Here is a 21,908-nt window from a genome sequence, read left to right as displayed (position 1 = left end):
GCCGAGCCGCCGGGCCCGCCCCGGACCGACCCACGACCGAAGGACCCCCCGCCGTGATGGCACGCCGCCGTGCGCCCTCCCGCCCGTCCGCCGAGGACGAGCTGCCCCCCGACTTCCGGGAGAACATCGTCGACATCGACGTGACCTCCGAGATGGAGACGAGCTTCCTCGAGTACTCGTACTCCGTCATCTACTCCCGCGCCCTGCCCGACGCCCGGGACGGGCTCAAGCCCGTGCAGCGGCGCATCCTGTTCATGATGAACCAGATGGGGCTGCGCCCGGACCGCGGCCACGTCAAGAGCGCCCGCGTGGTGGGCGAGGTGATGGGCAAGCTGCACCCGCACGGCGACTCCGCCATCTACGATGCGATGGTCCGGCTCGCCCAGTCGTTCGCGATGCGCCTGCCGCTCGTGGACGGGCACGGCAACTTCGGCTCCCTCGACGACGGCCCCGCCGCCTCCCGCTACACCGAGGCCCGGATGGCCCCGGCCGCCCTGGCGCTGACGGCCGACCTCGACGAGGACGTCGTCGACTTCGTGCCCAACTACGACAACCAGTTCACCCAGCCGGGCGTGCTGCCCGCGGCGTTCCCCAACCTGCTGGTCAACGGCTCCTCCGGCATCGCGGTGGGCATGGCCACGAACATGGCCCCGCACAATCTGCGCGAGGTCGTCGCGGGCGCCCGGCACCTCGTGGAGCACCCCGAGGCGACGCTCGAGGAGCTCATGCGCTTCGTCCCCGGCCCGGACCTGCCCTCGGGCGGGCGGATCGTGGGCCTCGACGGGATCCGGGACGCCTACCGGACCGGGCGGGGCTCCTTCAAGACCCGCGCGAAGGTCTCGGTCGAGCAGATCTCCCCCCGCAAGCAGGGCATCGTCGTCACCCAGCTGCCCTACATGGTGGGGCCCGAGAAGGTCACCGAGAAGATCAAGGAGGCGGCGCAGGCCAAGAAGCTGCAGGGCGTCTCCGACGTCGTGGACCTCACCGACCGCAAGAACGGCCTGCGGCTGGTCATCGAGGTCAAGAACGGCTTCAACCCGCAGGCCGTCCTCCAGCAGCTCTACAAGTACACGCCCATGGAGGACTCCTTCGGGATCAACAACGTGGCCCTCGTGGACGGACGGCCCCGCACCATGGGTCTCCTCGAGCTGCTGCGGGTCTACGTGGAGCACCGGCTGTCGGTGGTCCGGCGGCGCACCGGCTTCCGGCTGGCCAAGCGGCGCGACCGCCTGCACCTGGTCGAGGGCCTGCTCGTGGCGATCGTCGACATCGACGAGGTCATCCAGATCATCCGCTCCTCCGACGAGACCGCCGTGGCCCGGGAACGGCTCATGGCCGTGTACGACCTCAGCCGCGTGCAGGCCGACCACATCCTCGAGCTGCGGCTGCGGCAGCTGACCAAGTACTCGCGGATCGAGCTCGAGAAGGAGCAGGAGGAGCTGCGCCGGGAGATCGCCGAGCTCGAGGAGACCCTCGCCTCGGACTCGCTGCTGCGGGCCCTGGTCTCCGCGGAGCTCGCGGAGGTCGCGGAGGTCTACGGCGACGACCGGCGCACCGAACTGCTCGAGTCGGAGGCCCTGCCGGCGCCCGTCGCCGCGGCGGCGGCCCCCGCTCCGGGGCGGACGGCGGCGGGCGGGCTCGCGCTCGAGATCGCCGACGACCCCTGCTGGGTCTTCCTGTCCACCTCCGGCCAGCTCGCCCGCACGCCCTCCCAGGTCCCGCTGGTGGACCCGCCCCGGCGGATCAAGCACGACGCCCTGGTCTCCGCGGTGCGCGCCACCGCCCGCGGGGAGATCGGAGCGGTCACGTCCACCGGGCGCATGCTGCGCGTCCAGGTGATGGACGTGCCCGTGCTGACCGCCTTCGAGGGCACCCCGAAGCTGGGCGACGGGGTCCCGGTCAAGGACTTCCTCACCCTCGGCCGCGGGGAGCGGCTTGTGGGGCTCGCGCCGCTCAACGCGGTGCTGGCCCTGGGCACCCGCAACGGCGTGGTCAAGCGGGTCAACCCCGAGTATCCGCTCAACCGCGAGGACTGGGAGGTCATCACGCTCAAGGACGACGACGAGGTGGTCGGCCTCGCCGAGTCCGCCGCCGCGGAGGACGAGCTGGTGTTCGTGACCCGGGACGGCAAGCTGCTGCACTTCGAGGCCGGTGCGGTGCGCCCCCAGGGCCGGACCGCGGGCGGCGTCGCCGGGGTCAAGCTGGTCGCGGGGGACGCCGTGGTGTTCTTCGGGGCGGTGCGCGCCGCGGACGAGACGCCCGTGGTCGTGACCCTCGCCCGCGCCGACGAGGTGCTGCCCGGCATGTCGCAGTACTCGGTGAAGGTCACCCCGTTCTCGGAGTACCCGCCCAAGGGCCGGGCCACCGGAGGGGTGCGCGCGCACCGGTTCCTCAAGGGCGAGACGGGACTGGCCCTGGCCTGGGTGGGGCACGGACCGGCCAAGGCGGTCGCGGCCTCGGGCGTGGCCCGGGCCCTGCCCACCGAGCACGGCCGCCGGGACGGCTCGGGCGTGCCCACCGACCAGGTGATCGACGCGGTGGGTCCGGCCTACGGCTGAGGCTCAGCGGCGGGGCCCGAGCAGCCCCATCTGCTCCACCGCCGCCCGCTCCTCCTCGAGCTCCCGGACGGAGCGGTCGATGCGGGCGCGGGAGAACTCGTCCAGCTCGAGGTCCGGCACGATCGCTGCCCGGCCGTCCCGGCAGACCACCGGGAACGAGCTGACGAGTCCCTCCGGCACGCCGTAGGAGCCGTCGGACGCGACCGCCATGGACGTCCACGTGCCCTCGGGAGTGCCCAGGACCCAGTCGCGGACGTGGCACAGGGCCGCGTGGGCCGCCGAGGCCACCGAGGAGCCGCCGCGCACGTCGATGATCTCCGCGCCGCGGCGCGCCACCCGGGGGATGAAGGTGCCGTCCACCCAGGCGAGGTCGTGGCCTCCCCCGGCCAGCACCTCGAGCGCCGGCCGGCCCCCGACCGTGGCGTGGGTCAGGTCGGGGTACTGGCTCGCCGAGTGGTTGCCCCACACGGCCACGCCGTCGATCTCGTCGACCCGGGCCCCGGTGGCCGCGGCGAGCTGGGCCAGCGCGCGGTGGTGGTCGAGCCGGGTCAGGGCGGTGAACCGCTCACGCGGGAGGTCCGGGGCGTGCGAGGCGGCGATGTAGGCGTTGGTGTTGGCGGGGTTGCCGACCACCACGGCCCGGAAGTCCTCGGCGGCGCCGCGGTTGACGGCCCGCCCCTGGACCGAGAAGATCCCGGCGTTGGCCTCGAGCAGGTCGGCCCGCTCCATGCCCTGGGACCGGGGGCGGGCCCCGATGAGCAGCCCCACCGAGGCGCCGTCGAACGCGGCGTCCGCGTCCTCGAAGACCTCCACGCCGTCGAGCAGCGGGAACGCCCCGTCCTGCAGCTCCAGGGCCGTGCCCTCCGCGGCCCGCCGCGCCTGCGGGAGCTCGAGCAGGTGCAGGCGGACGGGGGTGCCGGGGCCGAGGAGGTCGCCCGCCGCGGCCCGGAAGACGGTGGCGTAGCCGATCTGGCCCGCGGCACCGGTCACGGTGACGGTGACCGGCCGGGACCGGCCGGGTGCGGCGGACGGGGTGTGCGGGCCGGTGGCGGTCATGCGGGGTCCTTCCTCGGGGACGGTCGCTCGTCCCCGCCCAGCGTAGCGGCCGCACCGGGGCAACGGCCCCCGGTGTGCTCGCCGTCCCGCGCGCTCAGGCGTCGATGCGCTCCTGGTCCAGGTGCGTGGCGCCCTCGATGATGAAGTCCTTGCGCGGGGCCACCTCGGAGCCCATGAGCAGGGAGAAGGCGTGCTCGGCGGCCTCGGCGTCCTCGACCCGGATACGGCGCAGCATCCGGTGCCGGACGTCCATGGTCGTCTCCGCGAGCTGGTCCGCGTCCATCTCGCCCAGGCCCTTGTAGCGCTGGATGGGCTCCTTGTACCGCCGCCCCTCCGCCTCGAGCCGGGCGAGCAGGTCCGTGAGCTCGCGCTCGGAGTACGTGTAGACCATCTCGTTGGCCTTGCCGCCGGCGTTGACGATCTCCACCCGGTGCAGCGGGGGCACCGCCGCGTAGACCCGCCCGGCCTCCACCAGGGGGCGCATGTAGCGGTAGAACAGCGTGAGCAGCAGGGTGCGGATGTGCGCGCCGTCGACGTCGGCGTCCGTCATCATGATGACCTTGCCGTAGCGGGCGGCGGTGAGGTCGAAGGTGCGCCCCGAGCCGGCGCCGATGACCTGGATGAGCGCGGCGCACTCCGTGTTGGCGAGCATGTCCGTGATGGACGCCTTCTGCACGTTGAGGATCTTGCCGCGGATCGGCAGCAGCGCCTGGTAGTTGGAGGACCGGGCCAGCCGCGCCGTGCCGAGCGCGGAGTCGCCCTCCACGATGAACAGCTCGGAGCGCTCCACGTCGTTCGAGCGGCACTCGACGAGCTTGGCCGGCATTGAGGAGGTCTCCAGGGCGTTCTTGCGCCGCTGGGTCTCCTTGTGCACCCGCGCGGAGATGCGGGACTTCATCTCCGCCACGACCTTTTCGAGCAGTTGCCCGGCCTGCTGCTTGTCGTGGCGGCCGGTGGCCGTGAGCTTGGCTGTCAGCTCCTTCTCGATCACCCGGCTCACGATCTGGCGCACGGCCGGGGTGCCCAGGACCTCCTTGGTCTGGCCCTCGAACTGCGGCTCCGCCAGCCGCACCGTGAGCACGGCCGTGAGCCCGGCGAGGACGTCGTCCTTCTCGATCTTGTCGCTGCCGGCCTTGAGCTTGCGGGCGTTGGCCTCGATCTGCTTCCGGAACGTCTTCAGCAGGGCCGCCTCGAAGCCGGCCTGGTGGGTGCCGCCCTTGGGGGTCGCGATGATGTTCACGAACGAGCGCAGGGACGTGTCGTAGCCGATGCCCCAGCGCAGGGCGACGTCGACCTCGCACGTGCGGTCCAGCTCCGTGAGCTTGGAGCGGCCGTTCTCGTCCAGGACCGGGACGTTCTCCTTGAACCGGCCCTCGCCCTGAAACCGCCACACGTCGGTGACCGAGCTGTCGGCGGCGAGGTACTCCACGAACTCGGAGATCCCGCCGTCGTGCTGGAACACCTCCTCGTGGGTCCCGAACTCCCCCGGCGTGCCGGGCAGGCCCCGCTGGTCGCGCACGGTGATGCGCAACCCGGGGATCAGGAACGAGGTCTGGCGGGCGCGCTTGGCGAGCTCCTCGTAGCTGAACCGGGCGTCCGTCGTGAAGATCTGCTCGTCCGCCCAGTACCGGATCCGGGTGCCGGTGACCCCCCGCTTGGCCTTGCCGACGACGTCGAGCACCGACCCCTCCACGAACGGCTCGAACCGGGCGTGCGGGGAGGGCCTGCCCTGGTCCACGAAGCGGCCGGGCTCGCCGTGCCGGAACGACATCTGGTAGGTCTTCCCGCCGCGGTCCACCTGGACGTCCAGACGGGCGGAGAGCGCGTTGACCACGGAGGCGCCCACGCCGTGCAGGCCGCCGGAGGCGCTGTAGGAGCCGCCGCCGAACTTCCCGCCCGCGTGCAGCTTGGTGAAGACGACCTCCACGCCGGTCAACCCGGTGCGCGGCTCGAGGTCGATGGGGATGCCGCGGCCGTCGTCGTGGACCTCCACGGCGCCGTCGGCGTGCAGGACCACCGTGATCTGGTGGCCGAAGCCGGCGAGGGCCTCGTCCACGGAGTTGTCGATGATCTCCCACATGCAGTGCATCAGCCCGCGGGAGTCGGTGGAGCCGATGTACATGCCCGGCCGCTTCCGGACGGCTTCGAGGCCCTCGAGGACGGAGAGGTGGCGGGCGTTGTACTCGGAACGGGACGGTGTCACGGGGATACGACTCCTGGAGGACGGCGGGATTCCCCACCACTGTAGTCCCGGTGGCGGACACCGCAGGGCCGGGCGCTGGTTGCGGGGACGCTCCCCCGGCCGGCACCGTGACCTACGCCCGGGGCGAAAAACGGCCTCCGCCGGAATCGATTGTCCGAGGGTCGTGGTTGTATAGAGCAGTACCCCGACGCGTCCACGAGACCCCGGGTACCCGCACCGGCGGCCCCGAGCCCCGTGCAACGAGTACGACCCAGGAGGAGGATCCCGTGAACGCAACATTGGAGAGCCGAGAGCTCAATGCGACCGACCGCTGCGACGCGTGCGGCGCCCAGGCCTACGTCCGAGTGATCCTCGAGTCGACGGGCGGTGAGCTGCTGTTCTGCGCTCACCACGCGCGCAAGAACGAGCAGAAGCTGCGGCCGCTGGCGGCCACCTGGCAGGACGAGACCGAGCGCATCGGTTCCTGACCGGGCGACCGCCGAGGGCGGTCGACACAGGAGGGCCCCGACACCTGGTGTCGGGGCCCTCCTGCGTGTCCGGTCCTCGCCCCGGTCACCGGAGCGGTGCGCGGGTCCCGGACGTGGCCGCTCCCGCGCCCGGACGGTCTCCGGGCGCGGGAGCGGCCGGTCAGTCGAGGTAGTCGCGCAGCACCTGCGAGCGGGACGGGTGGCGCAGCTTGGACATCGTCTTGGACTCTATCTGCCGGATGCGCTCACGCGTCACGCCGTAGACCTTGCCGATCTCGTCGAGCGTCTTGGGCTGGCCGTCGGTCAGGCCGAAGCGCATCGCCACGACCCCCGCCTCCCGCTCGGAGAGGGTGTCCAGGACCGAGTGCAGCTGCTCCTGCAGGAGCGTGAAGCTCACGGCGTCCGCGGGGACCACGGCTTCGGAGTCCTCGATGAGGTCGCCGAACTCCGAGTCGCCGTCCTCCCCCAGCGGGGTGTGCAGCGAGATCGGCTCACGGCCGTACTTCTGCACCTCGACGACCTTCTCGGGCGTCATGTCGAGCTCGTTCGCCAGCTCCTCCGGGGTCGGCTCCCGGCCGAGGTCCTGCAGCATCTGGCGCTGGACGCGGGCGAGCTTGTTGATGACCTCGACCATGTGCACCGGGATGCGGATGGTGCGGGCCTGGTCGGCCATGGCGCGGGTGATGGCCTGGCGGATCCACCACGTGGCGTACGTGGAGAACTTGAAGCCCTTGGTGTAGTCGAACTTCTCGACCGCACGGATCAGTCCGAGGTTGCCCTCCTGGATGAGGTCCAGGAACAGCATGCCGCGACCGGTGTAGCGCTTCGCGAGCGAGACGACCAGGCGCAGGTTGGCCTCGAGCAGGTGGTTCTTGGCGCGCTTGCCGTCGTGGATGACCCAGCGCAGCTCCTTGCGGGTCTGCGGGTCGAGGCTGTCCTTCCCGTCCGCGAGCTTGTGCTCCGCGTACAGGCCGGCCTCGATCCGCAGCGCCAGGTCCACCTCCTGCTCGGCGTTCAGCAGCGCGACCTTGCCGATCTGCTTGAGGTAGTCCTTGACCGGGTCGGCGGTGGCGCCGGCGGAGACGACCTGCTGGGCCGGGGCGTCGTCGTCGTCGTTGTTGGTGATGACGAAGCCGGAGGTCTTCTCGTCCTTGGGCGCGGGAACGGCGGGCGCGTCCTCGGGCGCGGCCTCCTCCTCCGCGTCGGCGTCCTCGTCCGCCTCGGGCTCGATGACCCCGGCCTCGTCGGTCAGGGCGGTCTCGATGTCGGCGTCGTCGGTGACGACGACGTCCTCCTCGGGCTCCCCGACGACGGCCAGGGCGTCCTTGTCCGCGGGGGCCGCAGCCTTCTTGCGGCCGGTGGCCTTCGGTGCGGCCGGGGGCTTGCTCGCGGCGGTCCTGGTCGCGGTCGACCGGCCGGCCGTGGACTTCGTCGAGGCGGCCGCGGTGGCGCTCTTGGGAGCGGTGGACTTCGCGGCGGTGGACTTCGCCGCCGTGGTCTTCTTCGCGGCCACGGTCTTCTTGGTCGCGGTCGACTTCGCAGCGGCGGTCTTCGCCCGCGGCGACGTGCCCGTGGTGCCGGACGGCGACCGAGCGTCCCCGGTGCCCGGGGTCTCGGCGGCGGTGTCCGTCGTCTTGTTGCTGGCGGCAGGTGACACTGAGAGCCTTTCGTTGAGCGGTCACGGCGTCCGCCCTCGGGGCAACACGCCTATGACCCTGTCAAGTCCGTGCGCCGGGCAGTGTCCGGCGCGGCGGGCTTGAAGGGTCCTGACAGCCGGAACCACCCGTGGGCGGGATTTGTTCCCGCTCGACCGGACGGACCCGAGAAAGCTCGGCGCGCGGGGCTCAGGAGTGCCAGGCGGTGGCACGGTCCCGGGCCCAGAGCGGCACGGGCCGGGCGTCGGCGAGGCGCAGCACGCGCAGCGCGGGCGGGTGTCCGGGGAGCAGCGCCGTGGCCCGGCGCACGAAGTGCGCGGTGTGGGAGCCGCGCGCCCGGAACCGGTTGAGCTGCGCGAGCTCGACCAGCACGCCCGCGAGCACGGCCCGGCCCCGCGCTGCGTCGTCCGTCCGCGCCTCGTCGCCCGTCCCCGCTGAATCCTCGGCCGCTCCGCCCGCCGCCCCCGAACCGGGCTCCGGTCCGGGCCCCGGCCCCAGCCCCGTGGGCTCCAGGAGCCAGCTGAGCACCTGGAGCACCCGGTAGAGGGTGTCGAGCAGCGACCAGTGCGGGGTCTCCGCCCACTCGCCGGAGAGCACGCGGGACAGCCGGACCAGCTCCCCCGCGTCCGGCACGGGCACCCGGGCGGTGGCCGGGACGGACGCGGTGCCGCCGCGACCGGCCGCCGGTCGCCGGGGCACCGGCAGGACGCCCGGAGAGAGGGGCACCCGGGTCGGCCCGATCGGAACGCCCGGGGCGTCGGGTCCGTCCGCCCGGTCGTCGACGTCGTCGCACAGCTCGGCCCACATCGCGGCGGCCGCGAGGACGCCGTCGAGGTCGTCCGTGGCGCAGGCGGCCAGGAGCAGGTCGGCGAGCACGGGGTCGGCCAGGCTCGCGCCCAGGAAGCCGAGCAGGTCGTCGTCGTGGTCCAGCACCGCGGGCACCGCACCCCCCGGCGCACCCCGGACCGTGGCGAGCACGTCGGCCCAGACGGACAGTGCGGGCCCGAGGCGGTCGAGGTGGTGCCACGCGTCCGCACCGGCCCGTGCCCAGCGGACCGCGGCCTGCCCGGTGGCACGGGCGGTGCCGGCGGGCAGCGCCCCGTACTCCTGGTCCATGGCGAGCCGCGGGGCGGCGGCGTAGGAGCTGCCCGAGGCCACGAGCGCGGCGTTGACGGCGCTGTCCTCGATGTCCGCGACGTCCTGGACGTCGGCCGGGTCCTCGGCCGGCCACCAGCGGTCGCCGGCCACGATCCAGCGCGCCGCCACCGCCCGCCCCGCGCGCCGGGCGGCCTCGTCCACGACGGCGAGCACACCGTCCACCGCGGCGGGTGGCGCCGCCGCCCCGGAGGAGTCCCCGGGCGGCGGCGACGTGTACACGATCACGAAGACCCGGTCGCTCAGGGCGTCGTGGGCCACGAGGTCGGCGAGCTCGGCGACGAAGACCTCCCCGAGGCGCTCGTCGGACGGGCCGGCCGGGAGGTCGACGCGCACGCACGCCCCTGCCGTCCCGCCGCCGGCGGCGAACAGGACGAGGGAGTCGGCGGGCCAGTAGCCGAGCGTGTGGGGCACGACGGCGAGCAGGTCGGCCGCGCACCGGACGACCGGGACGAAGGGGTCTCGGAAGGGGTGCTGTCTCATGCGCCCAGCCTGGGCACCGGCCGGTCCGGGAGCACCGGCCGGGGCGCGGTCTGTGGACGGCCGGCGGGTCAGGGGCCCGGCGCCCGGCGCGGTGCAGTGCCGACGGGACCGGCCGGCCGGTCAGGCGGCGTCGTGCCCGTGCTGCCGGCGCACCCGCCGGGCGGTGGCCAGCACGCCCGCGGCGCCCGCCGCAGCGACCAGGAACTGCGCCGCGATCGCGACCCGGAACGCGTCGGGCGCGTACAGCTCGTCGCGGAAGCCCGCGGCGTGGAGCACGTCGAGCACGAAGCCGGTGACGAAGATGGCCAGCACCGAGGCCGTGAAGCCACCGACGTTGACGATGCCCGTGGCGGTGCCCGAGCGGCGGGCCGGGTTGAAGCTGCGGGTGATGTCGAAGGCGATCATGGAGGCCGGCATGCTGATCGCGATGACGCACACGGCGGCCAGCACCACCGGGACGGGGGCCGTCCCGGGCCAGACCAGCAGGACGGTCCACGCCGCGAAGATCACGGCGGTCACCCCCAGGGACAGCCGCACCCGGCGGTGCGGGTGGCGGGCGGAGAGCCCGCCGAGGCCGAGGGCCACGGCCAGGTTGGTCACCACGAAGGAGGTCATCACCAGGGAGATCGTGGTGTCCGACAGGTCCTGGGCGTACTCGAGATAGGGGTAGCCCCACATCAGCACGAACGTGTTGCCCGCGAACTGGGTGGTGAAGTGAACCCAGAAGCCGAGCCGGGTGCCGGGCTCGGCCACGCTCTCCCGGAGCACCCGGCCGGTCCGCCGCAGGCCCAGCGCCGGGTTCAGGACCTCCACCCCGGGGGGCGCGTTGCGCAGCAGGGTCGCGGCGAGCACGGCGGCGAGCAGTGCGAGCGAGGCCAGCGCCGCGAAGGACGGGAACCACCCGGTGAGATCGAGCAGCCACGCGAACGGGATGACGGAGACCAGCTGGCCGAGGTTGCCGACCACGCCCAGGAACTGGGTCAGCGGCGGCACGCGTAGCGCGGAGAACCAGGCGGGGATCAGCCGCATCACGCACACGAAGGTGGTCGCGTCGCCCGCGCCCACGAGCACGCGGGCGGCCACGCCCTCGCCGACCGTGTCGGCCAGGGCCAGCTGGACCTGCCCGGCCGTCATGAGCAGCGCCCCGACGGCGACCAGGACGCGGGAGCCGAAGCGGTCCACGAGCACGCCGACGGGGATCTGCAGCGCCGCGTAGACGAGGACCTGCATGAGCGAGAACATCGACAGCGCGGAGGCCGCGGTGCCGAAGCGCTCGGCCGCGTCGACCGACGCCACGCCGAAGCTGGTGCGCTGCGCCACGGCGCTGAAGTAGGCGAAGGTGCCGATCGCGAAGACCAGGTAGGCGCGGCGGGAGTCCTTGCCGGGCTCGTGGGCCCGGTACCGGTCGGACGGCATGCACTTCGCTCTCGGGGGACGGGTCCGGGCGGGGACCCGGGACGGCGGGGCCGCCCCGGACGGCGCCGGACCGCCCCGCGCGCCGGCCGGGCTCAGTCCTGGTCGTCCTCCTGGGCGGCGAGGAAGGCCTCGGCCGCGGCGCCGATCTCGTCGGCGTCGGGGAGCTCGGACTCGTCCCCCACCAGCAGGGAGCGCGGGACCGAGGCGTCGACGACGTCATCGTAGCGCTGTTCCAGTCCTGCCACGACCGCCTGCACCTCGGGCGAGGCGCCGACCTGCTGGTCGATCTGGCGCTCGATCTCGCGGGCCGCCTCGCGCAGCTCGTCCGAGGGCAGGGTCAGCGAGGTCACGGCGCTGATGTGCTCGAGGGCGGCCACGGCGGCGTGCGGCAGGTGCGCCTCGGCCAGGTACTGCGGGACGTGCACGGTGAAGCCGATGTTGTCGATCCCCGCCTCGCCCAGCCGGATCTCGAGGAGCTGCGCGGCCGACGAGCTCATCTCCACGACCGGCTTCCACGCGTGCTCGGCGGGGAGCAGGTCGGCCCGGTTGCCGTGCACCGAGACGATGAACGGACGGGTGTGCGGGACGGGCATGGGGATTCCCGAGACGATGGCCACGAGGGACACGTCCATCCGCCGGGCCAGGCCCACGACGGCCTCGGTGAACCGGTTCCACTGCAGATCCGGCTCGGGGCCCGTCAGCAGCGCGAAGCTGCGCCCCAGACCGTCCGTGACCAGCCGGAGGGACAGCTCGGGGGTCTGGAAGCCCTCGAAGTGGTCTTCCACGAAGCTCACGTGCGGGCGGCGGGCCCGGTAGTCGTAGAGCTGGTCCAGGTCGAAACGGGCCACGACCTCGTGCGGGAGGGCCTCGGTGATGGTGTGCTCGATCTGCACGGCCACGTGCCCCGCCTCCGCGTAGCCGGACAGGGCGACGATCAGCGGCAGTCCGCGAACCCGGGCGTCCTCGAGCAGAGCGGGGTTGCTCAGGTACAGCGAGGTGGGGTCCAGCACAGCTCTTCCTCCTGGGGTGGGTCGGTTCCGGGCGTCCGTGGGGAGACCGGTGGGAGCACGCCTCCGACGGCGCGCCCGGATCATGTCAACCGTCCGCGGGCACCGCGTTATTCCCCGCCGATCCCGCGGGGCCCGTCTCGTGCGTCCGGGCCCCGGCGGTGTGCCGGCCGGGGATAGGATCGACAGCACGCCTGCTGGGCCGGGCCGGGCCGCCGACCGCGGACCGCACCGGCCCCGCCGGTCCAGACCTCAGCGAAAGGACGATCCATGCCCGACGTACAGGACCTGCTCGAACCCCGGGGCATCGAGCTCACCGCCACGCACAAGGCCCTGGGCCGGACGCCGGCCCACGCGCTCGTGCTCGGCGTGGCGAAGGGACAGGACGGCGACGGCTCGGGCCGTGTCCTGCTCCCCGCCGGCGAGCAGCGACGGCTCGCCCCCGTGGTGGAGGCCGCGGCGGCGCTGCGCGTGAAGGGCGCCGCCGACGAGGTGACCGTGGTGCCGGCCCCGTCCGGGCTGCCGTTCACCGTGGTGGTCCTCACCGGGGTCGGCGCCCTGCCCGCCGGGACCGCGGAGCGCGCCGAAGTGCTGCGCCGGGCCGTGGGCGCCGCCGTGCGGCGGCTCGCCGGCACCGACTCCGCGGTGCTCGCCCTGCCCGTGGACTCCGAGCAGGACGCCGCGGCGGTCGCCGAGGGCGCCGCCCTCGGCGCCTTCGCCTTCGTCCACCAGCGCGCGGCGACCGCCGGTTCCGTGCAGGACCCGCTGGCCTCCGCCGTCGTGCACGCCCCGGGCGTGGCGCGCGCCGCGCTGGGCCGGTGCCTCGACCGCGCCGCCGCCCTCGGCCGCGGCGTCCGCGCGGCCCGCACCCTCGTGGACCTCTCCCCCAACGTCATGTACCCGGAGGCCGTGGCGGACTACGCCCGCCGGGCCGCCAGGGGCACCAAGGTCTCCGTGACCGTGCTCGCCGAGAAGGAGCTCGCCAAGGGCGGCTACGGGGGGCTCCTGGGGGTGGGACAGGGCTCCGTGCACGGTCCGCGCCTCGTCAAGCTGGAGTACGCCCCGGCGCGGGCCGCGAAGCACTACGCCTACGTGGGCAAGGGCATCACCTTCGACTCGGGCGGCCTCTCCCTCAAGCCCCCGGCCTCGATGATGACCATGAAGTCGGACATGGCCGGCGCGGCCGCCGTGCTCGCGACCGTCCTCACCGCCGCCGAGCTGGGCCTGCCCGTGAAGGTCACGGGGTGGCTGTGCCTGGCCGAGAACCTGCCCTCTTCGACCGCCACCCGCCCCGGCGACGTCATCACCATCCGCGGCGGCCGCACCGTCGAGGTGCTCAACACCGACGCCGAGGGGCGCCTGGTGCTGGCCGACGGTCTCGTGGCCGCGTGCGAGGAGGCCCCGGACGCCGTCGTCGACATCGCCACGCTGACCGGCGCGCAGATGGTGGCCCTCGGCGCACGGACGTTCGGGATCATGGGCGACGAGACAGTGCGCACCGCCGTGGCCGAGGCCGCCCGCGCCGCCGGCGAGGACGGCTGGCCCATGCCGCTGCCCGAGCACCTGCGCCCGTCCCTGGACTCCAAGGTGGCCGACCTCAAGAACATCGGGGACAAGAACGGCGGGATGCTCGTCGCCGGGATCTTCCTGCGCGAGTTCGTCGGCGGCGGCGACGGGGCTCGGGTGCCCTGGGCGCACGTGGACATCGCCGGCCCCTCCTTCAACGAGGGATCGCCCTACGGCTACACCCCGGTGGAGGGCACCGGCGCGGGCGTGCGCACGCTCGTGCGGCTGCTCGAGGACGCGGTCGCCGACCGCGGCTGAGGTCCCGCGACACCCCTGCGCCGGAGGGAGCGCCCGCCTGGTTGCTCCCTCCGGCGTAGGGCTAAGGTATGTACGAAACGAACCCGTCACGGGACGGGTGCGACCCACCCGAAACGACGTCAACGCGCAAGGGAGCCAAACACGTGGCCGACAACGAATTCGACATCCTCGTCCTCGGCGGAGGGAGTGCCGGCTACGCCGCCGCGCTGCGGGCCGTCCAGCTCGGCTTCACCGTGGCGCTGGTGGAGAAGAACAAGCTCGGGGGCACGTGCCTTCACTGGGGGTGCATCCCGACCAAGGCGTACCTGCACTCCGCCGAGCTGGCCGAGGACGCCCGCGAGAGCTCCAAGTACGGCATCCACACCACGCTGGACTCCATCGACATGGCGGCCGTCCGGGAGTACAAGGACAAGATCGTCGCCGGCAAGTTCAAGGGCCTCACGGGTCTGATGAAGATGCGCAAGATCAAGGTCATCGAGGGCGTCGGCAAGCTCACGGGCGTGAACACCGTCGAGGTCGACGGCACCACCTACACCGGCAAGCACATCGTGCTGGCCTCCGGCTCGATCTCCAAGACCCTGGGCGTCGAGATCGGCGGACGGATCATGACCTCCACCGAGGCGCTGGAGATCGACTTCGTGCCCAAGAGCGCCATCGTCCTCGGCGGCGGCGTGATCGGCTGCGAGTTCGCCTCCATGTGGAAGTCCTTCGGCGTGGACGTCACCGTGATCGAGGGCCTCCCCCACCTGGTCGCCAACGAGGACCCCGCGCTCATCAAGATCCTGGAGCGGGAGTTCAAGAAGCGTGGCATCAAGTCCAGCCTCGGCACCTTCTTCGAGAAGGTCGAGCAGGACGACAACGGGGCGAAGGTCACCCTGGCCGACGGCAAGGTCTTCGAGGCCGACATCGTGCTGGTCGCCGTGGGCCGCGGCCCGAACACCGCCGACATGGGCTACGAGGAGCAGGGCATCCCCATGGACCGCGGCTTCGTCACCCCGAACGAGCGCCTGCACACCGGCGTCGGCAACATCTACGCGATCGGCGACATCGTCCCCGGGGTCCAGCTCGCGCACCGCGGCTACCAGCAGGGGCGGTTCGTTGCCGAGGAGATCGCCGGCCTGAACCCGGCCGTCGTCGACGACGTGAACATCCCCAAGGTCACGTTCACCGAGCCGGAGATCGCCTCGGTCGGATACACCGAGCCGAAGGCGAAGGAGAAGTTCGGCGAGGACAACGTCGAGGTCGCCGAGTACAACCTCGCCGGCAACGGCAAGAGCTCGATCCTGGGCACCGGCGGCATCATCAAGCTGGTGCGCGAGAAGGACGGGCCGATCATCGGCTTCCACGCCATCGGCAAGCGCATCAGCGAGCAGATCGGCGAGGGCCAGCTCATCGTCAACTGGGAGGCCTACCCCGAGGACGTCGCCGCGTTCGTGCACGCGCACCCCACCCAGAACGAGGCCATCGGCGAGGCCGCCATGGCACTCGCGGGCACGCCGCTGCACGGCTGACCGCGTCGAGGCCCCGCCCCTCCCGGGCGGGGCCTCCCCCACTACCCCGGAACCGGGCCCGGCGCCCGGACCGCACCATCGAAGGCACCGAAAGAGAGACGGTCGGACCATGTCAGAAACCGTAAACCTGCCCGCACTGGGCGAATCCGTGACCGAGGGCACCGTGACCCGGTGGCTCAAGCAGGTCGGTGACGAGGTCGCCGTCGACGAGCCCCTGGTCGAGGTCTCCACCGACAAGGTCGACACCGAGATCCCCTCCCCCGTGGCGGGCGTGATCGAGGAGATCCTCGTCGAGGAGGACGAGGACGTCGAGGTCGGCGCGCCGCTGGTCGTCATCGGTGACGGCTCGGGCTCCGGCTCCGGCGGCGGGTCCGGCCAGGACGAGGCCGCCGCGGACACCTCCGCCGAAGAGGCCGAGGACGCCGCGACCGAGGCCGAGACCCCCGAGGCGACCGACGAGGCCGCCGAGCAGAAGTCATCCGGCCAGGAGTCCTCCGGCCAGGAGCAGGCCTCGCAGGCCGAGGCCCAGCAGACGGGCGAGGGCAGCGAGATCACGCTGCCCGCCCTGGGCGAGTCCGTGACCGAGGGCACCGTGACCCGGTGGCTCAAGCAGGTCGGTGACGAGGTCGCCGTCGACGAGCCGCTGCTGGAGGTCTCCACCGACAAGGTCGACACCGAGGTCCCCTCCCCCGTGGCCGGGACCCTGCTGGAGATCCGGGTGCAGGAGGACGAGGACGCCGAGGTCGGCCAGGTCCTGGCGGTCATCGGCTCCGGCTCCGCCCCGTCCGGGGACAAGCCCGCCGAGAAGCCCGCCGCGGACACCTCCGCCGAAGAGGCCGAGGACGCCGCGACCGAGGCCGAGACCCCCGAGGCGACCGACGAGGCCGCCGAGCAGAAGTCATCCGGCCAGGAGTCCTCCGGCCAGGAGCAGGCCTCGCAGGCCGAGGCCCAGCAGACGGGCGAGGGCAGCGAGATCACGCTGCCCGCCCTGGGCGAGTCCGTGACCGAGGGCACCGTGACCCGGTGGCTCAAGCAGGTCGGTGACGAGGTCGCCGTCGACGAGCCGCTGCTGGAGGTCTCCACCGACAAGGTCGACACCGAGGTCCCCTCCCCCGTGGCCGGGACCCTGCTGGAGATCCGGGTGCAGGAGGACGAGGACGCCGAGGTCGGCCAGGTCCTGGCGGTCATCGGCTCCGGCTCCGCCCCGTCCGGGGACAAGCCCGCCGAGAAGCCCGCCGCGGACACCTCCGCCGAGGAGAAGCCGGCGAAGCAGTCCTCCGCCGGCGGCGAGGGCTACGAGGGTTCCTCCTCCGGGAAGCAGGAGAAGGCGCAGTCCCGCGACGAGGCCCTGGTCGAGACCGACGAGCCCGTGCTGGCCGACACCTCCGGGGACGAGCAGCAGGACGCCGCCCAGCGCGACGGCGCCCGCACCGAGAACGCGGAGGCGCCGACGGGCGACAACTCGTCCTACGTGACCCCGCTGGTGCGCAAGCTCGCCAAGAAGGAGGGCGTGGACCTCTCCGCGCTCACCGGCACCGGTGTGGGCGGCCGCATCCGCAAGCAGGACGTGCTCGCCGCCGCCGAGCAGCAGAAGAGCGCGGCCGCACCGGCCGCCGAGGCCCCGGCCGAGACGGCCGCGGCCGCTCCGGCGAAGGAGGCCGCCCCGGCCGCGCCGAAGGCGGACGCCAAGCGCGGGACCACCGAGAAGGCCCCGCGGATCCGGATGACGATCGCCCAGCGCATGCGCGAGTCGCTGCAGGAGGCCGCTCAGCTGACCCAGGTGACCGAGGTCGACATGACCCGGGTGGCCGTGCTGCGCGGCCGGGCGAAGGCGAAGTTCCAGGAGCGGGAGGGCGCCAAGCTCACCTACCTGCCGTTCTTCGCCAAGGCCGTGGCGGAGGCCCTGCAGGCCCACCCGAAGCTCAACGCCACCTTCAAGGAGGCCGAGAAGGAGATCGTCTACAACGGCTCGGAGAACATCGCCATCGCGGTGGACACTCCGAAGGGCCTGCTGGTGCCGGTCATCAAGAACGCCGGCGACCTCAACCTCGGCGGCCTGGCCAAGCAGATCGCGGACCTCGGCTCCCGGGCCAAGGACGGCAACATCACGCCGGACGACCTCACCGGCGGCACCTTCACGATCACGAACCTCGGGTCGTTCGGGGCCCTGTTCGACACCCCGATCATCAACCAGCCGCAGGTCGCGATCCTCGGCACGGGATCGATCGTGAAGCGCCCCATGGTGGTCTCCGACGCCGACGGCAACGACACCATCGCCATCCGCCAGATGTGCTACCTGTCGCTGACCTACGACCACCGCCTGGTCGACGGCGCGGACGCCGGCCGCTTCCTCCAGGCGCTCAAGGCGCGCCTGGAGGAGGGCCGCTTCGAGTCCGAGGTCGGCCTCTGACCGGCCCCGTGCCGGTCCACGGCCCCCGCTGAGCACCTGCGGAGGGCCGGCGGACGCCGAGAGGGCGTGTTCCTGGTCACAGGGGCACGCCCTCTCGGCGTCCGCCGGCGGCGCTCCGATAGGCTCGACGGCATGACCTTCCTGACCGGACTCCTCGTCTTCCTGCACCTCGTCGGCGCCGCGATCATCGTGGGCACCTGGATCTACACCATGAAGCGCCCGACGGTGTCCCCCGGCCAGTTCCACGCCTCGCTGCTGAGCCTGGTGACCGGTCTCCTGCTCGTGGCGGTCTACGAGATGGGCGAGGCTGACGTCAACCACGCCAAGGTCGCCGTGAAGCTGCTGGTCGCCCTCGCCGTGGCGGTCGCCGCCTTCGTGGGCCAGCGGAGGACCAGGCGCGGGGAGACGGTCTCGACCGGTCTCGCCCACGCCGTGGGCGGGCTGGCGCTGATCAACATGGCGGTCGCCACCCTCTGGTGAGCCCCGCCCACCACCGCACCATCGACGACCGGACCCCCGGCGCTGCCCGTCAGCCCCGGGGGTCCTGCCGTGCCGGTTCCTGTCCGTCCGGCTCCTGCCCGTCCAGCCCCTGTCCGTTCCGCGACTGCCCGTCCGAGCCGGTTCCCGGCGGGGCCGTCGCCCCCGCCGCAGGTTCCACCCCGGACAGCCGCCAGCCCTGCTCCCCGTGGACCAGCTCGACGAGGACCGTCTGCACCCATCCGTCCCCGGCCGGCACCACGGACGGGACCGTGCCCGGCCCGCCGCGGTGGCCGTCCACCCGCACCTCGGCCACCAGCACGACCCCGCCCGGCGGCGCGGACCCCGCCGGCCCGTCGCGGACGCTCTCGGCCTCGAGGACGAGGCCGGGAAAACCGCCGTCCGCCCGGGCGATGGTGTCCCGGTCCGCCGCCGCGGCCCGGGCACCGGGCGCGTACACCTCGTCCAGCAGCCGGGCGTCACCGGTGCGCAGGGCCTCTCCTCGCCGCGCCACCAGCTCTCGCAGCGCCCGCCGGGGGTCCGCGTCCTCGACGGAGTCCTGCGGCGGGTCGACGACGGACCCCGGCGCCACCGGGCCCGACCGCGCCGCAGAGGGGAACCGCGCCGGGGGCGTCGTCGCCGCCGGCGTGTTCGCCGGATCGGCAGCCGGGTCCGGCGACGGGTCGGCCCCGCCCAGGGGGAGCAGGACCGCGCCCCCGGCGGCCAGCAGCAGCGCCGCCGCCCCGACGAGCGCGGCCCGGCGACCGCCGCCCGTCCGGACCGGCTCCGGGCGGGCGGCGGCGACCCGACGCCCGCCGGGGTCCGGCTCCTGGGGTCGCGCGAACCGGTCCGCCAGTTCCGCCGCCGTGGGCCGGGCCGAGGCGTCGGGGTCGAGGGCCGCCTCGACCGCCCGCACGAGGCCGGGCGGGGCGCCGGGGCACAGCAGGGACAGGGGCGCCCGCCGCGCCTCCCGGGCCGGGGCCCGCCCGGTGAGCGCCGCCCACCCGAGGGCCCCGAGAGCGCGGACGTCCTCCTCCGGGCTCGCCGCCGCGGTGCCCGCGCGCACCGCGGCGACGTGCCCCGCGCCGTCCGCGGCCGCCGTGCCCTCCGCCGGGCCCGCGGCCGGGGTCTCCGGAGGGGTCACGGTGCCGCGGAACAGGACCTGCCGGGCGGAGAGCTCCCCGTGGCACCGGCCGAGGGCGTGCAAGGCGGCCAGGCCGGTCGCGGCGTCCCGCAGCACCGCGGCGGCCTCGGCGGGCGCCAGCCGGCCGCGCTCGGCCAGCCGGTCGGCGAGGGAGCCGCCCCGCAGGAAGTCCTCGACCAGTCCGGCTGGTGCCGCCGCCGGGCCCAGCAGGCCGCGCACGGCCACGAGACAGGCCTCGTCCCGGCCCGCCAGGGCGACCGCGAGCGACCGGAGCGCGGCCCTCGACCGGTCGCGCTCCGGTCCGGGCTCCTCCGGGCAGGGCCGCAGGACGAAGTGCTCCCCCGACCGGGCCTCCCGCACCAGCCACGATCGGCCGCCCAGGCGGCGCACCGGCTCCAGGCCGTCCTCCGGCGGGAGCCGCGGAGGCGTGTCCTCGGCCCGCGTGCCGGGGAGGGGGTCCGCACCGTCGTCCCGGACGGCCGCGGCGAGCCGCGCCCGGGCGGAGACGGACGGGGCCCGGGAGGGCTCGTGGTGGCCGCCGTGCGCGGCGGGGCGCTACTCCATGCCCCCAGCATGCCCGCCCGTCGCCCCGGGCCGTGGGCGCCGTCCACAGCCCCCGCCCGGCGCGCGTTGTCCCCGCCGCGCGATAGGCTGGGGACATGTCCATCTGCTTCGAACGGCTCGGCTTCGACCCGCACCTCGTCGACTACCGCTCGGCGCTCGAGCTGCAGAAGAACGTGCACCGCGAGGTCGTCGCGGGCGAGCGGGACAACACCGTGCTGCTGCTGGAGCACCCCCCGGTCTACACGGCCGGACGGCGCACCGAGCCCCACGAGCACCCCACCGACGGGACCGAGGTCGTGGAGATCGGACGCGGGGGCAAGCTCACCTACCACGGCCCGGGAATGCTCGTGGGCTATCCCGTCGTCCGGCTGACCACGCCCATCGACGTCGTGCGCTTCGTGCGCCTGCTCGAGGAGATCATCATCGCCGTCGTCGCGGACCTCGGGGTGGAGGCCACCACCGTGGCGGGACGCTCCGGGGCCTGGGTGCTCGCGGACGAGCACGGGCCGGACCGCAAGATCGCCGCCATCGGCGTGCAGGTCTCCAAACGGGCCACCATGCACGGCTTCGCCCTGAACTGCTCCAACGACCTGCGGCCGTTCGGCAAGATCATCCCCTGCGGCATCACTGACGCCTCCGTCACGAGCCTCTCCCAGGAGACGGGCCGGCTCGTGACCCCGGAGACGGTGGTCGCGCGCGTGGAGCAGGAAATATACGCCCGCCGGGACGAGTTGTGCGAACAGTTCGTCCCGTCAGGGACCCCGGGTCCGCTGCCCTGGCCCACCGCCGTCAGCTGACCCGCGCCGCCCCCGGGACCGCCGGGACCGTGAGCGCACCACCGTCGACATCTCGACAAGGAGACCGACCATGACCGTTGCCCCCGAGGGCCGCCGCCTGCTGCGCGTCGAGGCGCGCAACGCCGAGACGCCGATCGAGAAGAAGCCGTCCTGGCTGAAGAACACCGCACGGATGGGCCCCGAGTTCCAGGAGCTGAAGTCGCTGGCCCGCGGCAAGGGCCTGCACACCGTGTGCGAGGAGGCGGGCTGTCCCAACATCTACGAGTGCTGGGAGGACCGGGAGGCCACGTTCCTGATCGGCGGTTCCAAGTGCACCCGCCGCTGCGACTTCTGCGACATCGCCACCGGCAAGCCGGACCTGCTGGACGTCACCGAGCCCCGCAAGGTGGCCGAGTCCGTCAAGGAGCTGGGCCTGCGCTACGCGACCGTGACGGGCGTGGCCCGTGACGACCTCGACGACGGCGGCGCCTGGCTGTACGCGGAGACCATCCGCGCGATCCACACGCTGAACCCGAACACCGGTGTGGAGATCCTGATTCCCGACTTCCAGGGCAAGCCGGACCGGCTGCAGCAGGTCATCGACGCCGCGCCGGAGGTCTTCGCCCACAACGTCGAGACGGTCCCGCGCATCTTCCGCCAGATCCGGCCCGCGTTCACCTACGAGCGCTCCCTGGACGTCATCACCCAGGGCAAGGACGCCGGGATGATCACCAAGTCCAACCTCATCCTCGGCATGGGCGAGACGAACCAGGAGATCTACGAGGCGCTGTGCGACCTCAACGACGCCGGGTGCGACATCATCACGCTCACCCAGTACCTGCGCCCCTCCCCGCTGTTCCACCCGATCGACCGGTGGGTCAAGCCCGAGGAGTTCGTGGAGCTCTCCGAGATGGCCGAGGAGATCGGCTTCCTGGGCGTCATGGCCGGCCCCATGGTCCGCTCCTCCTACCGCGCCGGCCGGCTGTGGGCCCGCGCCATGGAGAAGTCGGGCCGGGCGATCCCGGAGCACCTGGCGCACATCGAGGACACCGGCAGCGCCTCCCAGGAGGCCTCCTCGCTCGTCCAGCGACTCCGCTGAGGTCCGGCGGGGCGCGGCCCCGCCCACCCGCTAAACTGGAGGACGGACCACGGCCGGGCGCCCTGACGCCCTGACGCCGCGGGTCCCCCCGGAACACCGCCAC

Annotated in this window: 15 protein-coding genes; 8 read left to right on the top strand and 7 right to left on the bottom strand. The window is 73.4% G+C overall.

Features of this window, described 5'->3' with window-relative positions; all coding sequences use genetic code 11:
* Positions 1-56: 56 nt before the first annotated feature.
* Positions 57-2,558, top strand: coding sequence for a DNA topoisomerase (ATP-hydrolyzing) subunit A (locus RF647_RS07525; RefSeq protein WP_368811200.1), 2,502 nt, complete (start codon positions 57-59; stop codon positions 2,556-2,558).
* 3 nt (positions 2,559-2,561) lie between these two features.
* On the opposite strand, the gene RF647_RS07520 is transcribed toward RF647_RS07525, so the two are convergent.
* Complete coding sequence (locus RF647_RS07520) at positions 2,562-3,614, bottom strand: malate dehydrogenase (RefSeq protein WP_368811199.1); 1,053 nt, start codon at positions 3,612-3,614, stop codon at positions 2,562-2,564.
* Between the two features lie 94 nt (positions 3,615-3,708).
* Complete coding sequence (locus RF647_RS07515) at positions 3,709-5,817, bottom strand: type IIA DNA topoisomerase subunit B (protein WP_133409979.1); 2,109 nt, start codon at positions 5,815-5,817, stop codon at positions 3,709-3,711.
* A gap of 266 nt (positions 5,818-6,083) precedes the next feature.
* Here RF647_RS07515 and RF647_RS07510 point away from each other — a divergent pair, with 266 nt between their 5' ends.
* A complete protein-coding gene (locus RF647_RS07510; protein ID WP_017834164.1) occupies positions 6,084-6,284 on the top strand; it encodes a hypothetical protein in 201 nt (66 codons plus the stop codon).
* 160 nt (positions 6,285-6,444) lie between these two features.
* Here RF647_RS07510 and RF647_RS07505 read toward each other — a convergent pair whose 3' ends face one another.
* The 4 genes from RF647_RS07505 to RF647_RS07490 all read right to left on the bottom strand — a co-directional run bounded on the left by RF647_RS07505 (position 6,445) and on the right by RF647_RS07490 (position 12,003).
* Positions 6,445-7,941, bottom strand: coding sequence for an RNA polymerase sigma factor (locus RF647_RS07505; protein ID WP_368811198.1), 1,497 nt, complete (start codon positions 7,939-7,941; stop codon positions 6,445-6,447).
* A 187-nt stretch (positions 7,942-8,128) separates the two neighbouring features.
* Positions 8,129-9,577, bottom strand: coding sequence for a DUF4192 family protein (locus RF647_RS07500; RefSeq protein ID WP_368811197.1), 1,449 nt, complete (start codon positions 9,575-9,577; stop codon positions 8,129-8,131).
* A 120-nt stretch (positions 9,578-9,697) separates the two neighbouring features.
* Positions 9,698-10,993, bottom strand: coding sequence for a nitrate/nitrite transporter (locus tag RF647_RS07495; protein ID WP_368811196.1), 1,296 nt, complete (start codon positions 10,991-10,993; stop codon positions 9,698-9,700).
* A gap of 92 nt (positions 10,994-11,085) precedes the next feature.
* Positions 11,086-12,003: a proteasome assembly chaperone family protein gene (locus RF647_RS07490; protein WP_017834159.1), complete on the bottom strand. Its 918-nt coding sequence runs from the start codon at positions 12,001-12,003 to the stop codon at positions 11,086-11,088.
* A gap of 267 nt (positions 12,004-12,270) precedes the next feature.
* Here RF647_RS07490 and RF647_RS07485 point away from each other — a divergent pair, with 267 nt between their 5' ends.
* From RF647_RS07485 to RF647_RS07470, 4 genes are all read left to right on the top strand, one after another.
* Positions 12,271-13,824: a leucyl aminopeptidase gene (locus RF647_RS07485; RefSeq protein ID WP_368811195.1), complete on the top strand. Its 1,554-nt coding sequence runs from the start codon at positions 12,271-12,273 to the stop codon at positions 13,822-13,824.
* Positions 13,825-13,967: 143 nt separating this feature from the next.
* Positions 13,968-15,335: a dihydrolipoyl dehydrogenase gene (lpdA, locus tag RF647_RS07480; RefSeq protein ID WP_368811194.1), complete on the top strand. Its 1,368-nt coding sequence runs from the start codon at positions 13,968-13,970 to the stop codon at positions 15,333-15,335.
* 109 nt (positions 15,336-15,444) lie between these two features.
* Complete coding sequence (gene sucB / locus RF647_RS07475) at positions 15,445-17,745, top strand: 2-oxoglutarate dehydrogenase, E2 component, dihydrolipoamide succinyltransferase (protein ID WP_368811193.1); 2,301 nt, start codon at positions 15,445-15,447, stop codon at positions 17,743-17,745.
* Positions 17,746-17,877: 132 nt separating this feature from the next.
* Positions 17,878-18,225, top strand: a complete 348-nt coding sequence (locus RF647_RS07470) for a hypothetical protein (protein WP_017834155.1) — start codon at positions 17,878-17,880, stop codon at positions 18,223-18,225.
* A 49-nt stretch (positions 18,226-18,274) separates the two neighbouring features.
* Here RF647_RS07470 and RF647_RS07465 read toward each other — a convergent pair whose 3' ends face one another.
* Positions 18,275-19,756 carry a hypothetical protein gene (locus RF647_RS07465; RefSeq protein ID WP_368811192.1) on the bottom strand — a complete coding sequence of 494 codons (1,482 nt, stop codon included), beginning with the start codon at positions 19,754-19,756 and terminating at the stop codon, positions 18,275-18,277.
* A gap of 269 nt (positions 19,757-20,025) precedes the next feature.
* Between RF647_RS07465 and lipB the strand changes: the two genes are divergently transcribed.
* Positions 20,026-20,727, top strand: coding sequence for a lipoyl(octanoyl) transferase LipB (gene lipB / locus RF647_RS07460; RefSeq protein ID WP_368811191.1), 702 nt, complete (start codon positions 20,026-20,028; stop codon positions 20,725-20,727).
* Positions 20,728-20,797: 70 nt separating this feature from the next.
* Positions 20,798-21,805: a lipoyl synthase gene (gene lipA / locus RF647_RS07455; protein ID WP_017834152.1), complete on the top strand. Its 1,008-nt coding sequence runs from the start codon at positions 20,798-20,800 to the stop codon at positions 21,803-21,805.
* Positions 21,806-21,908: the final 103 nt, after the last annotated feature.

Origin of the sequence: Kocuria sp. CPCC 205263 (genome assembly GCF_040981075.1) — a bacterium.
GTDB lineage: Bacteria > Actinomycetota > Actinomycetes > Actinomycetales > Micrococcaceae > Kocuria > Kocuria rosea.
This window is presented reverse-complemented; position numbering and strand designations above follow the sequence as displayed.

Coding starts and splice junctions, on each gene's coding strand:
- RF647_RS07525 (WP_368811200.1), top strand. CDS start 57: ATGGCACGCCGCCGTGCGCCCTCCCGCCCGTCCGCCGAGGACGAGCTG.
- RF647_RS07520 (WP_368811199.1), bottom strand. CDS start 3,614: ATGACCGCCACCGGCCCGCACACCCCGTCCGCCGCACCCGGCCGGTCC.
- RF647_RS07500 (WP_368811197.1), bottom strand. CDS start 9,577: ATGAGACAGCACCCCTTCCGAGACCCCTTCGTCCCGGTCGTCCGGTGC.
- RF647_RS07495 (WP_368811196.1), bottom strand. CDS start 10,993: ATGCCGTCCGACCGGTACCGGGCCCACGAGCCCGGCAAGGACTCCCGC.
- RF647_RS07485 (WP_368811195.1), top strand. CDS start 12,271: ATGCCCGACGTACAGGACCTGCTCGAACCCCGGGGCATCGAGCTCACC.
- sucB (WP_368811193.1), top strand. CDS start 15,445: ATGTCAGAAACCGTAAACCTGCCCGCACTGGGCGAATCCGTGACCGAG.
- RF647_RS07470 (WP_017834155.1), top strand. CDS start 17,878: ATGACCTTCCTGACCGGACTCCTCGTCTTCCTGCACCTCGTCGGCGCC.
- lipB (WP_368811191.1), top strand. CDS start 20,026: ATGTCCATCTGCTTCGAACGGCTCGGCTTCGACCCGCACCTCGTCGAC.
- lipA (WP_017834152.1), top strand. CDS start 20,798: ATGACCGTTGCCCCCGAGGGCCGCCGCCTGCTGCGCGTCGAGGCGCGC.